The organism is Pseudomonas sp. OG7 (genome assembly GCF_014192825.1).
GTDB lineage: Bacteria > Pseudomonadota > Gammaproteobacteria > Pseudomonadales > Pseudomonadaceae > Aquipseudomonas > Aquipseudomonas monteilii.
Window position 1 is genome coordinate 502,330 of sequence record NZ_JACHYK010000001.1, and the last position, 12,327, is coordinate 514,656.

Below are 12,327 nucleotides of genomic sequence, written 5' to 3' on the forward strand. Positions count from 1 at the left end.
TTTTTATGCCTTCAGGAATTGTGCTGCCCGCTTCGCGGGCAAGCCCGCGAAGCGGCACTTGAAGGCTAACGATCAGCGCCCAACCACCTTGGGCTTGTACGCACAATACCCCGGTCGCGGCCCGACCTTGGGGTGGTTGCGGCAGGTATCCGGGCGCTTGTCATAAATGGTGCACAGGCGGCTTTTACGATCCAGATACATGCAGTCATCGTTGCTCATCCGGGTCAGGGTGAAGATCCCCGACTTCTGGTTGAAGCGCTCGATGATGCCTTCCTTCTGCAGGCGTTTGGCCACGTTCTTCGGCGGTTCGTCTTTTTCGAACTCGTCTACCACGCCGATACGGATCAGATCCTTGATCTTCACCTCCACCGGCAGGGTGCAACAGGTCGAGTGGCAGCCACCGCACATGTGGCTGGTGTAGCGCTGCCAAGTCTCCAGGCGGTCGACTTCGGCGGCGGCGATCAGGGTTGTTTTCATCTTTATAGGGTGGATCACGGTCTTGGGGCGCGCGATGATACCGGAATTGTTCAATTTATGAACAACCTTTTGCCGGAATCGCAGAGTGGGCATGAAAACTGCGAACCGTAACTGTCACTCCCGGTCGAAGGGTCTAGTCTCAACAATCTCCCTCCGCTTTCGTCAACTTGCCCGAGGATGCCGCATGTCCCAGGAACCCAAAGCACGTGACGCCGAAGTCGCGGATTTTCGCGCCGCCGTACTGAACAAGCTGACCTATGCGGTTGGCAAGGACCCGGAGCACGCCTTCGACCATGACTGGTTCGAAGCCATTGCCCTGGCTGCGCGCGATCACATGGTCGACCACTGGATGGACCATACCCGCCAGGCTTATCGACGCAGCCAGAAGCGGGTCTACTACCTCTCCCTGGAATTCCTTATCGGGCGCCTGCTGTACGACAGCCTTAGCAATCTGGGGCTGCTGGACATCGCCCGCGATGCACTGGAAGGGCTGGATGTGGACTTGGAGCGCATCCGCCTGCTCGAACCCGATGCCGCGCTGGGTAACGGAGGCCTTGGCCGGCTGGCAGCATGCTTCATGGAAAGTATGTCCACCTTGGGCATTGCCGCCCATGGTTATGGCATCCGCTACGAGCATGGGCTGTTCCGTCAGGCCGTGGTCGATGGCTGGCAGCAGGAGCAGACCGAAAACTGGCTGGATTTCGGCAACCCGTGGGAGTTCGAGCGTGCCGAGGTGATCTACCCGATCAGCTTCGGCGGCAGCGTTGAAACCTTGAGCGATGATAGCGGTGCCCAGCGCCAGGTCTGGTCGCCGGGTGAAACGGTGCGGGCGGTCGCCTATGACACGCCCGTTGTCGGCTGGCGCGGGTCCAGCGTCAACACCTTGCGCTTGTGGCGTGCGCGGGCGCTGGAAGAGCTGCACCTTGAACGCTTCAATGCGGGCGACCACCTGGGGGCCGTGGCCGAAGTGGCGCGGGCCGAGAGCATTTCTCGCGTGCTGTACCCGGCGGACAGCACCGAGGCGGGGCAGGAACTGCGCCTGCGTCAGGAGTACTTCTTCGTGTCGGCTTCGTTGCAGGATTTGCTCCGCCGTCACCTGAACATGCACAAAGACCTGCTCAACCTGCCCGATGCGGCAGCCATCCAGCTCAACGACACCCACCCATCGATTGCGGTGGCGGAGTTGATGCGGCTGTTGGTGGATCAGCATGAAATACCGTGGGAAAAGGCCTGGGAGCTGACTGTCGGCACGCTCGCGTACACCAACCACACGCTGCTGCCCGAAGCCCTGGAAACCTGGCCGGTCGCGCTGATGGAACGCATGCTGCCCCGGCACATGCAGATCATCTACCTCATCAATGCCTACCATATCGACTCGCTGCGCGCCAAAGGCCTGCACGATTTCGACGTGCTGCGCGCCGTGTCGCTGATCGAGGAAGACAACGGCCGCCGCGTGCGCATGGGCAACCTGGCGTTTCTTGGCTCGCACAGCGTCAACGGCGTGTCGGCGCTGCACAGCAAGTTGATGAAGAGCACCGTGTTCTCCGAGTTGCACAAGCTTTACCCGCAGCGTATCAACAACAAGACCAACGGCATTACCTTCCGCCGCTGGCTGTACCAGTCCAATCCTCAGTTGACCGACATGCTGGTCGAGGCGCTCGGGCCAGAGCTCAAGGACGACCCTGAAGGGCGGCTGGCCGGCCTGGTGCCGTTTGCCGACAAGCCTGGTTTTCGCAAGCAGTTCGCCGCCCAGCGCCTGCACAGCAAGCGCGCGCTGGCCAGCATCATCCAGGACCGCATAGGCGTTACGGTAAACCCCGAGGCGTTGTTCGACGTGCAGGTCAAGCGCATCCACGAGTACAAGCGCCAGTTGCTAAACCTGCTGCACACCGTGGCGTTGTACCAGGCCATACGCAACGACCCCGGTACCAACTGGGTGCCGCGGGTGAAGATTTTCGCCGGCAAGGCGGCAGCCAGTTATCACCAGGCCAAGTTGATCATCAAACTGGCCAACGACATCGCTCGGGTGGTGAACAACGACCCGACCGTCCGTGGCCTGCTGAAGGTGGTGTTCCTGCCCAACTACAACGTCAGCCTGGCTGAAAGCATCATCCCGGCGGCAGACCTTTCCGAGCAGATTTCCACGGCCGGTTATGAAGCCTCCGGTACCAGCAACATGAAGTTCGGGCTGAACGGCGCGTTGACCATCGGCACGCTGGATGGCGCCAACGTGGAGATGTGCGAGCAGGTGGGTGCCGACAACATGTTCATCTTTGGCCTGACAGCCCAGCAGGTCGAGGCGCGCAAGAAGGCGGGTGATTTTGGTGCCAGTGCGGCGATTGCTGCGTCCAACCGCCTGAGTGACGTGCTGCAGGCGATTCGCAGCGGTGTGTTCTCGCCGGACGACCCTTCGCGCTACGCCGGCTTGATCGACGGGCTGGTGGCGTATGACCGCTTCCTGGTGTGCGCCGACTTCGATGCCTACTGGGATGCCCAGCGGCGGGTCGAGGAACTGTGGCACACGCCGCAGGAGTGGTGGCGCATGGCGGTGCTGAACACGGCGCGGATGGGGTGGTTCTCGTCGGACCGGACCATTCGGGAGTATGCCACCGAGATCTGGAAGGCTTTGGATTGATGTGAGGCCATTCGCGGGCGCGCCCGCTCCCACAGGTGCATCACAAGCCTCGCAGCTTGCGAGACACCTGTGGGAGCGGGCGTGCCCGCGAATGGGCCCACAACCAGACCACCGGCCTGGCGAAGGCTGAACTACCGACCTATTGTGCCGTCAGAGAGCCGTGGCGAGTCTCATCACTCGCTAGCCTGCAACTCTCCCTGTAAACTGCGGGGGTTTTTCATCCCCCCCAATCCGTTCGGAGCCATACATGTCCCGCGTTACCCTGAGTCGCTATCTGATTGAGCAGACCCGCAGCAACAATACCCCTGCCGATCTGCGCTTCCTGATCGAAGTGGTGGCGCGTGCGTGCAAGGAAATCAGCCATCACGTGTCCAAAGGCGCCCTGGGTGGTGTGCTGGGCAGCATGGGCACTGAAAACGTGCAGGGCGAAGTCCAGAAGAAACTGGACGTGATTTCCAACGATATCCTGCTGGAAGCCAACGAGTGGGGCGGCCACCTGGCCGGCATGGCGTCCGAAGAAATGGACAACGCCTACCAGATCCCGGGTAAATACCCGAAAGGCGCCTACCTGCTGGTCTTCGACCCGCTGGACGGTTCGTCGAACATCGACGTCAACGTGTCGGTCGGCACCATCTTCTCGGTACTGCGTTGCCCTAACGAATACCTGAGCCAGAACGAAACCCTGAACGAAAACGCCTTCCTGCAGCCAGGCACCCAGCAGGTCGCCGCCGGTTACGCCATCTACGGCCCGCAGACCATGCTGATCCTCACCCTGGGCAATGGCGTGAAGGGCTTCACCCTGGACCGCGAGCTGGGCAGCTTCGTTCTGACCCACGAAAACATCCGTGTGCCGGAAAGCACCGCCGAATTCGCCATCAACATGTCCAACCAGCGCCACTGGGAAGCCCCGGTACAACGCTACGTGGGCGAGCTGCTGGCAGGCGAGACCGGCCCGCTGAAGAAGAACTACAACATGCGCTGGATCGCTTCGATGGTGGCCGACGTGCACCGCATCCTGACCCGTGGCGGCCTGTTCATGTACCCACGTGACGCCCGTGAACCAAGCAAGCCGGGCAAGCTGCGCCTGATGTACGAAGCCAACCCGATGTCCTTCATCATCGAGCAGGCCGGCGGCGCCTCCACCAACGGTTACGATCGCATCCTCGACATCAAGCCAGAAAGCCTGCACCAGCGCGTGTCGGTGATCCTCGGCTCGAAGGAAGAGGTCGAGCGCGTTACCGCCTACCACAAGGAGTAAGTCATGCTCGCACCTTGGCAGCCGTTGCTGGAATGGTGGTTCGGTTGGGGCACCAGTCCCCAGGCCGTGGCTGACGAGAAGAGCACGCTGTGGTTCGGCAAGCATCACGATGCCGATGCCCATGCGCTGTTTGGCGACCTGACCGAGCAGGCCTTGGCCGGCGGGCTCGACGAGTGGCAGCAAAGCCCGCAGGGCTGGCTGGGCCTGCTGATTCTGCTGGACCAGCTGCCGCGCATGATCTACCGCGACACGCCGCGCGCTTTCGAGGGCGACCGGCGTGCCCAGGTGGTGGCCATGCAGGGCCTGCAGAAGGGCTGGGACTACCAGTTGCTGCCCATCCAGCGGGTGTTCGTGCTGCTGGTGTTGGAGCATGCCGAGGTGCTGGACTGGCAGAACCTGTGTGTCGAGCGTTATCAGGTATTGCTCGACGAGCAGCCAGAGGCCCATCGCCGGCTGTTCGAAGGCTTCCTCGACTATGCCGAGCAGCATCAGCGCGTGATTGCCCGGTTCGGGCGCTTCCCGCACCGCAATCTGGTGCTGGAGCGGCCGAGTACCAGTGAAGAGATGGACTTTTTGCTGGAGCCCGGGTCCAGGTTCTGAGGCATTGAGCCTGCTGCGCAGGCTGTCGTGACGCAAGGCCGCTCCTACAAGGTGCGGCCTTTTTTATTGGGCGATGACTATTACTTTGTGATTAATCGCACGGTAGTGGCCACCCGACCAATGGTGTAGGGGTAAATGGGGTGGAGTAGGGAACCTGGGAGGGTTTTTTCCGTCGAAGGTCACTGCAGGCCACTCGCCTGTATCCCCTCTCCAGGAGTGTCCTTCATGTCGTTGCGTTCCCTCGCCCTGTTGTCGCTGTGCGTCGTCCTGACTGCCTGCAGCAAGATCAACCAGGAAAACTATTCCAAGATCAAGGCCGGTATGAACAAGGCCGAGGTCGAGCAGTTGCTCGGCACGCCGACCGAGTGCTCTGGCGCGTTGGGCATGAGCAGCTGCACCTGGGGGGACGAGAAGAGCTTCATCAGCGTGCAGTACGCAGCTGACAAGGTGCTGATGTATTCAGGGCAGGGTCTCAAATGAGGCGTGCGTACCTGCTGATGGGGGTGTGCCTGGCGTTGCTGCTGGGCGGTTGTGCAGGCTCCGTGCATGACCCGCTGGCGCCGAAAACCGCCGGCAATGTCGACCTCAAGCGCTATCAGGGCAAATGGTTCGAGCTGGCACGCCTGCCTATGCGCTACCAGACCGGCTGCGAGCAGTCCGAGGCGCACTACAACCTCAAGCCGGATGGCAGCTTTGGCGTGCTCAACCGTTGCCGCACCATGGGTGATGAATGGCTGCGTGCCGAGGGGCACGCCAGCATTCAGGAACCGGGGCATACCGACAAGCTGTGGGTAGAGTTCGACAACTGGTTTACCAAGCTGGTGCCGGGCGTGGCTCGGGGCGAGTACTGGATTCTGTACGTGGATGACCGTTACCGCACGGCAGTGGTCGGCAGCCCGGATCGCAAGCACCTGTGGATTCTGTCGCGTACGCCGACATTGCCGGCGTGGGAGCGTGAGAACCTGTTGTCCAAGGCTCGGCAGCAGGGGTATGACACCAGCCGCTTGATTTGGCGGGCGTCTGATCAACAGATTGTAAAAATGCACTGATTTTTTGGGGCTGCAAAGCAGCCCCAGTACACTCAACCCAAAAGCTGCCGCAATACCTGAGTAAACGCCCGCGCGCTTTCCTCTTCCTGTGCATGCCGCCCTTGGCGCACTACCCACTGCCCATTCACCATCACATCGCGCACTTGGCGATCCCCACCCGCAAACAGCCAGCGGTTAAGAATGGCATCCCCATCCGCCATAGCGATATAAGGGTCCTGCCCGTCGAGTACCAGCCAGTCGGCACGCTTGCCCACGGCCAGCTCTCCAATCCCTTGCCCCAGTGCCTGCGCACCACCTGCCAGTGCTGCGTCATACAGCGTGCGCCCGACCATCGGCTGGTCGGCGCGGTACAGGCGGTTACGCCGCTGGTCACGCAGGCGCTGGCCATATTCCAGCCAGCGCAGTTCTTCCACCACGCTCAGCGACACATGGCTGTCTGAACCAATGCCCATGCGCCCGCCCTGCGCCAGGTAGTCCACCGCCGGGAAAATCCCGTCACCCAGGTTGGCCTCGGTGGTCAGGCACAGCCCGGCCACGGCACCGCTGCGGGCCATGGCGGTGACTTCATCCGGCTCGGCATGGGTGGCATGCACCAGGCACCAGCGGTGATCGACATCGATATGTTCGTACAGCCATTGCAGCGGGCGCAGGCCGCTCCAGGCCAGGCAGTCGTCCACTTCCTTCTGCTGCTCGGCGATATGGATATGCACCGGGCATTGCTTGTCGCTGGCCGTCAGCACGTCGGCGATCTGCCCAGGCGTTACCGCTCGCAGCGAGTGGAAGCACAGGCCCAACTGCTGTGCAGGTTGCGCGGCCAGGATCGGGGACAGTTGTGCCTGCAGTTGCAGGTACCCTTCGGTGGAACTGATGAAGCGCCGCTGCCCGTCGTTCGGTGCCTGGCCGCCGAAGCCGGCGTGGCTGTACAGCACCGGCAGCAAGGTCAGGCCAATGCCGCTGTCGGCCGCAGCCGCGCTGATGCGGCGGGAAAGCTCGGCCGGGTCGGCGTAGGCCTTGCCGGCATGGTCATGATGCACGTAATGAAACTCGGCTACCGAGGTGTAGCCGGCCTTGAGCATCTCGATGTACAGCTGGCGGGCGATGACCTGCAGCTGGTCCGGGGTGATCTGCCCGACCAGGCGGTACATCAGGTCGCGCCATGTCCAGAAACTGTCGTTGGGGTTGCCAGCGACTTCCGCCAGGCCTGCCATGGCGCGCTGGAAGGCATGCGAGTGCAGGTTGGGCATGCCGGGCAGCAACGGGCCGGCCAGGCGTTCAGCACCTTCGGCCGAAGCGCTCGGCTCGATGCTGACTACATGGCCATCGCTGGCGACCTCGATACGGACATGGTTGGCCCAGCCCGTTGGCAGCAGGGCGCGTTCGGCGAAGTAGGCGGACATCGGTAAAATCCTGTTATTGTTAACTTGTATATACATATACAGGCGTTTGCCTGCCGGGTAAACTGCGGCAAGCTACCGCTCATTCCATTGCAAAGGACTCAACGCCGTGCCGACACCTCCTGTCTCCGCGCTGGTTGCCCAGATGGGCGAGGGCCCGGCGCCGCTGTATGCCCGGGTCAAACACATGATCGTCCAGCAGATCGACAACGGCAGCTGGCCGCCCCACCACCGGGTTCCCTCCGAGAGCGAACTGGTCAGCGAGCTGGGTTTCAGCCGCATGACCATCAACCGCGCCCTGCGCGAGCTTACGGCTGAAGGCCTGCTGGTGCGCATGCAAGGCGTGGGTACCTTCGTGGCTGAGCCCAAGGGCCGATCGGCGTTGTTCGAGGTCAACAACATTGCCGACGAAATCGCCGCACGCGGCCATCAGCATAGCTGCCAGGTCATTACCCTTGCCGAAGAAGCCGCCGGCTCCGAACGGGCCCTGGCCCTGGACATGCGTGAAGGCCAGCGGGTGTTCCACTCGCTGATCGTGCATTTTGAAAACGGCGTGCCGGTGCAGATCGAGGACCGCTACGTCAACGCGGCCATTGCCCCTGACTACCTCAAGCAGGACTTCACCCGGCAGACGCCTTACGCCTACCTGTCCCAGGTGGCGCCGCTGACCGAGGGCGAGCACGTGGTCGAGGCCATCCTGGCCGAGCCGGACGAATGCACCCTGTTGCAGATCGAGCGGGGCGAGCCTTGTCTGCTGATTCGCCGCCGCACCTGGTCCGGCCGCCAGCCGGTGACCGCTGCACGGTTGATACACCCCGGTTCCCGTCATCGCCTGGAAGGACGTTTCAGTAAATGAGCCAACTGCAGTTGTTGCGTGCGCAGGATTACCCGCGCATGCCGTGGAAGAACGGTGGCGGTTTCACCGAAGAAATTACCCGCGACAGCGGTGAAGGGCTGGACGGTTTTGGCTGGCGCCTGTCGATTGCCGATATCGAGGAGTCGGGCGGGTTTTCCACGTTCGCCGGCTACCAGCGGATCATCACTGTGCTGCAGGGCGATGGCATGCGACTGCTGGTCAATGGCCAGGCCAGTCGACCGTTGTTGCCGTTGGATGCCTTTGCCTTCAGCGGCGAAAGCCAGGTCAGCTGCAAGCTGCTGGGCGGGCCGATTCGCGATTTCAACCTGATCTATGCACCGCAGCGGTATCGGGCGCGGTTGCAGTGGTTCGATGGCACCAGCCGGTTGTACAGCTCGGCGTCGACGGTGTTGTTGTTTGCGGCCAGTAGCCAGGTTGAGGTGACCATGGCAGGGCGCGAAACGCAGCGGTTGGGGTTGCATGACTGCCTGCGGCTCGAAGGCAATGACGAATTGCTTGGGCTGGAGGTTCAGGGGCGGTTCTGCCTGATCGAACTCATTTCACGTTGAGCTATCCGGGGCCGCAAAGCGGCCCCAGCTTTTTCAGCCGTTCAGCGGATCAGTCCAAATATTTTGGTTGTCCATGCTTGTACATACAAGTAAAGGTGTGTTTGTATATTGACCACGACATACCCGCCCGCGGACGACCGCAGAGGACCTTTCCCGTGACCGACAACAACAAATACCGTGACGTTGAAATCCGTGCCCCACGTGGCAACAAGCTGACCGCCAAAAGCTGGCTGACCGAAGCGCCACTGCGCATGCTGATGAACAACCTCGACCCACAGGTTGCGGAAAACCCGAAAGAACTGGTGGTGTACGGCGGTATCGGCCGCGCTGCCCGTAACTGGGAATGCTACGACAAGATCGTCGAAACCCTCACCCGCCTGGAAGACGACGAAACCCTGCTGGTGCAGTCGGGCAAGCCGGTCGGCGTGTTCAAGACCCACAGCAACGCCCCACGCGTGCTGATCGCCAACTCCAACCTGGTGCCGCACTGGGCCAACTGGGAACACTTCAACGAACTGGACGCCAAAGGCCTGGCCATGTACGGCCAGATGACCGCCGGCAGCTGGATCTACATCGGCAGCCAGGGCATCGTCCAGGGCACGTATGAAACCTTCGTCGAAGCCGGTCGCCAGCACTACGGCGGCAGCCTGAAAGGCAAGTGGGTACTCACCGCAGGCCTGGGCGGCATGGGCGGCGCCCAGCCACTGGCCGCTACCCTGGCCGGCGCCTGCTCGCTGAACATCGAATGCCAGCAGAGCCGCATCGACTTCCGCCTGGAAACCCGCTACGTCGACGAGCAGGCCACCGACCTCGACGACGCCCTGGCGCGCATCGCCAAGTACACTGCCGAAGGCAAGGCCATCTCCATCGCCCTGCACGGCAACGCTGCCGAAATCCTGCCAGAGCTGGTCAAGCGTGGCGTGCGCCCGGACATGGTCACCGACCAGACCAGCGCCCACGACCCACTGAACGGCTACCTGCCAGCCGGCTGGACCTGGGAACAGTACCGCGACCGTGCGCAGACCGAACCGGCTGCCGTGGTCAAGGCCGCCAAGCAGTCGATGGCCGTGCACGTACAAGCCATGCTGGACTTCCAGAAGCAGGGCATCCCGACCTTCGACTACGGCAACAACATCCGCCAGATGGCCAAGGAAGAAGGCGTGGCCAATGCCTTCGACTTCCCGGGCTTCGTGCCGGCCTATATTCGCCCGCTGTTCTGCCGTGGTATCGGCCCGTTCCGCTGGGCGGCGCTGTCTGGCGATGCCGAGGACATCTACAAGACCGACGCCAAGGTCAAGGAACTGATCCCCGATGACGCCCACCTGCACCGCTGGCTGGACATGGCCCGCGAGCGCATCAGCTTCCAGGGCCTGCCGGCACGTATCTGCTGGGTTGGCCTGGGCCTGCGCGCCAAGCTGGGCCTGGCGTTCAACGAAATGGTCCGCAGCGGCGAGCTGTCGGCACCGGTGGTGATCGGCCGTGACCACCTGGACTCGGGTTCGGTCTCCAGCCCTAACCGCGAAACCGAAGCCATGCGTGATGGCTCGGACGCTGTCTCCGACTGGCCGCTGCTCAACGCCCTGCTGAACACCGCAGGCGGCGCCACCTGGGTGTCGCTGCACCACGGCGGTGGCGTGGGCATGGGCTTCTCGCAGCACTCGGGTATGGTGATTGTCTGCGACGGTACCGACGAAGCCGCCGAGCGTATCGCCCGCGTGCTGACCAACGACCCGGGGACTGGCGTGATGCGCCACGCCGATGCCGGTTACGCCATCGCCATCGACTGCGCCAAGGAGCAGGGCCTGGACCTGCCGATGATCACTGGCTGATCGCCGCGCTTTGGATCGCACCCCGCAAGGGGTGATACTGAACAACAAGAAGGAGCGCGCAGGCACCGAAAAACGGGCCTGCGGCTCCACGCGATTTGGAGTAGCAACGTGACCGAATTCACCCTCAAGCCCGGCACCCTGACCCTGGCCCAGCTGCGTGCGATCCACGCCGCGCCCGTGCGCCTGCAACTGGATGCCAGCGCCGCGCCGGCCATCGACGCCAGCGTTGCCTGTGTCGAGCAGATCATTGCCGAAGACCGCACCGCCTACGGCATCAACACCGGTTTCGGCCTGCTGGCCTCGACCCGCATCGCCAGCCACGACCTGGAAAACCTGCAGCGCTCGCTGGTGCTGTCCCACGCCGCCGGTGTCGGCGCGCCGCTGGATGACGACCTGGTGCGCCTGATCATGGTGCTGAAAATCAACAGCCTCAGCCGTGGCTTCTCCGGCATTCGCCGCAAGGTCATCGACGCGCTGATCGCCCTGGTCAACGCCGAAGTCTACCCGCACATCCCGCTGAAAGGCTCGGTGGGCGCGTCCGGTGACCTGGCGCCGCTGGCGCACATGTCGCTGGTGCTGCTGGGCGAAGGCAAGGCCCGCTACAAAGGCCAGTGGCTGTCGGCCACCGAAGCCCTGGCAGTTGCCGGCCTCGAACCGCTGACCCTGGCTGCCAAAGAGGGCCTGGCCCTGCTCAACGGTACCCAGGCTTCCACCGCCTACGCCCTGCGCGGTCTGTTCCAGGGTGAAGACCTGTACGCAGCTGCCATCGCCTGCGGTGGCCTGAGCGTCGAAGCGGCATTGGGCTCGCGTTCGCCGTTCGATGCGCGTATCCACGAAGTGCGTGGCCAGCGCGGCCAGATAGACACCGCCGCCTGCTTCCGCGACCTGCTGGGCGATTCTAGTGAAGTGTCGCTGTCGCACAAGAACTGCGACAAGGTCCAGGACCCGTACTCCCTGCGCTGCCAGCCGCAGGTCATGGGCGCCTGCCTCACCCAGCTGCGCCAGGCTGCCGAAGTGCTGGGCATCGAAGCCAACGCCGTGTCCGACAACCCGTTGGTGTTCGCCGCCGAAGGTGACGTGATTTCCGGTGGTAACTTCCACGCCGAGCCGGTGGCCATGGCTGCCGACAACATTGCCCTGGCCATCGCCGAAATCGGCTCGCTCAGCGAGCGCCGCATCTCGCTGATGATGGACAAGCACATGTCCCAGCTGCCGCCATTCCTGGTGGAAAACGGTGGGGTCAACTCCGGCTTCATGATCGCCCAGGTGACCGCTGCCGCCCTGGCCAGCGAAAACAAGGCCCTTTCGCACCCACACAGCGTCGACAGCCTGCCGACTTCGGCCAACCAGGAGGACCACGTGTCGATGGCCCCGGCTGCCGGCAAGCGCCTGTGGGAAATGGCTGAAAACACCCGTGGCGTACTGGCCATCGAATGGCTGGGCGCCTGCCAGGGCCTGGACCTGCGCAAAGGCCTGAAGACTTCCGCCAAGCTGGAGCAGGCGCGCAAGGCGCTGCGCAGCGAAGTGCCGCACTACGACCGTGACCGTTTCTTCGCGCCAGACATCGAAAAGGCCGTGGAACTGTTGGCCAAGGGTAGCCTGACCGGCTTGCTGCCGGCGGGTGTGCTGCCAAGCCTGTAATGCCCCTAGGGCCGCGTTG

The 12,327-nt window shown here is 62.9% G+C and carries 11 protein-coding genes; 9 read left to right on the plus strand and 2 right to left on the minus strand.

Going from position 1 to position 12,327, the window contains the following annotated elements; all coding sequences use genetic code 11:
* Window positions 1-72: 72 nt before the first annotated feature.
* The gene (locus FHW75_RS02355) at window positions 73-477 is read right to left on the minus strand and encodes a YkgJ family cysteine cluster protein (RefSeq protein ID WP_025752310.1); all 405 of its coding nucleotides are present in this window, start codon (window positions 475-477) and stop codon (window positions 73-75) included.
* A gap of 184 nt (window positions 478-661) precedes the next feature.
* Here FHW75_RS02355 and FHW75_RS02360 point away from each other — a divergent pair, with 184 nt between their 5' ends.
* From FHW75_RS02360 to FHW75_RS02380, 5 genes are all read left to right on the plus strand, one after another.
* Entirely contained in the window at window positions 662-3,112 is a 2,451-nt protein-coding gene (locus FHW75_RS02360) for a glycogen/starch/alpha-glucan phosphorylase (protein ID WP_019098300.1), read from the plus strand.
* A gap of 247 nt (window positions 3,113-3,359) precedes the next feature.
* A complete protein-coding gene (locus FHW75_RS02365) occupies window positions 3,360-4,370 on the plus strand; it encodes a class 1 fructose-bisphosphatase (protein ID WP_016712457.1) in 1,011 nt (336 codons plus the stop codon).
* 3 nt (window positions 4,371-4,373) lie between these two features.
* A complete protein-coding gene (locus tag FHW75_RS02370) occupies window positions 4,374-4,970 on the plus strand; it encodes a DUF924 family protein (RefSeq protein WP_019098301.1) in 597 nt (198 codons plus the stop codon).
* 225 nt (window positions 4,971-5,195) lie between these two features.
* Window positions 5,196-5,450, plus strand: a complete 255-nt coding sequence (gene bamE, locus FHW75_RS02375; protein WP_003249234.1) for an outer membrane protein assembly factor BamE — start codon at window positions 5,196-5,198, stop codon at window positions 5,448-5,450.
* A complete protein-coding gene (locus FHW75_RS02380; RefSeq protein ID WP_019098302.1) occupies window positions 5,447-6,019 on the plus strand; it encodes a lipocalin family protein in 573 nt (190 codons plus the stop codon). Before bamE ends, FHW75_RS02380 begins: the two co-directional genes overlap by 4 nt.
* A gap of 32 nt (window positions 6,020-6,051) precedes the next feature.
* Here FHW75_RS02380 and FHW75_RS02385 read toward each other — a convergent pair whose 3' ends face one another.
* Window positions 6,052-7,416: a formimidoylglutamate deiminase gene (locus FHW75_RS02385; protein WP_019098303.1), complete on the minus strand. Its 1,365-nt coding sequence runs from the start codon at window positions 7,414-7,416 to the stop codon at window positions 6,052-6,054.
* A gap of 142 nt (window positions 7,417-7,558) precedes the next feature.
* On the opposite strand from FHW75_RS02385, the gene hutC reads away from it, so the two are divergent.
* From hutC to hutH, 4 genes are all read left to right on the plus strand, one after another.
* Window positions 7,559-8,269 carry a histidine utilization repressor gene (gene hutC / locus FHW75_RS02390; protein WP_174244684.1) on the plus strand — a complete coding sequence of 237 codons (711 nt, stop codon included), beginning with the start codon at window positions 7,559-7,561 and terminating at the stop codon, window positions 8,267-8,269.
* Window positions 8,266-8,838: a HutD family protein gene (locus FHW75_RS02395; protein ID WP_016712452.1), complete on the plus strand. Its 573-nt coding sequence runs from the start codon at window positions 8,266-8,268 to the stop codon at window positions 8,836-8,838. Before hutC ends, FHW75_RS02395 begins: the two co-directional genes overlap by 4 nt.
* Window positions 8,839-8,993: 155 nt before the next feature.
* Complete coding sequence (gene hutU, locus FHW75_RS02400) at window positions 8,994-10,667, plus strand: urocanate hydratase (RefSeq protein WP_016712451.1); 1,674 nt, start codon at window positions 8,994-8,996, stop codon at window positions 10,665-10,667.
* Window positions 10,668-10,775: 108 nt separating this feature from the next.
* Window positions 10,776-12,308 (plus strand): histidine ammonia-lyase, encoded by a 1,533-nt coding sequence (gene hutH, locus FHW75_RS02405; protein ID WP_019098304.1) that lies wholly within the window; start codon window positions 10,776-10,778, stop codon window positions 12,306-12,308.
* Window positions 12,309-12,327: the final 19 nt, after the last annotated feature.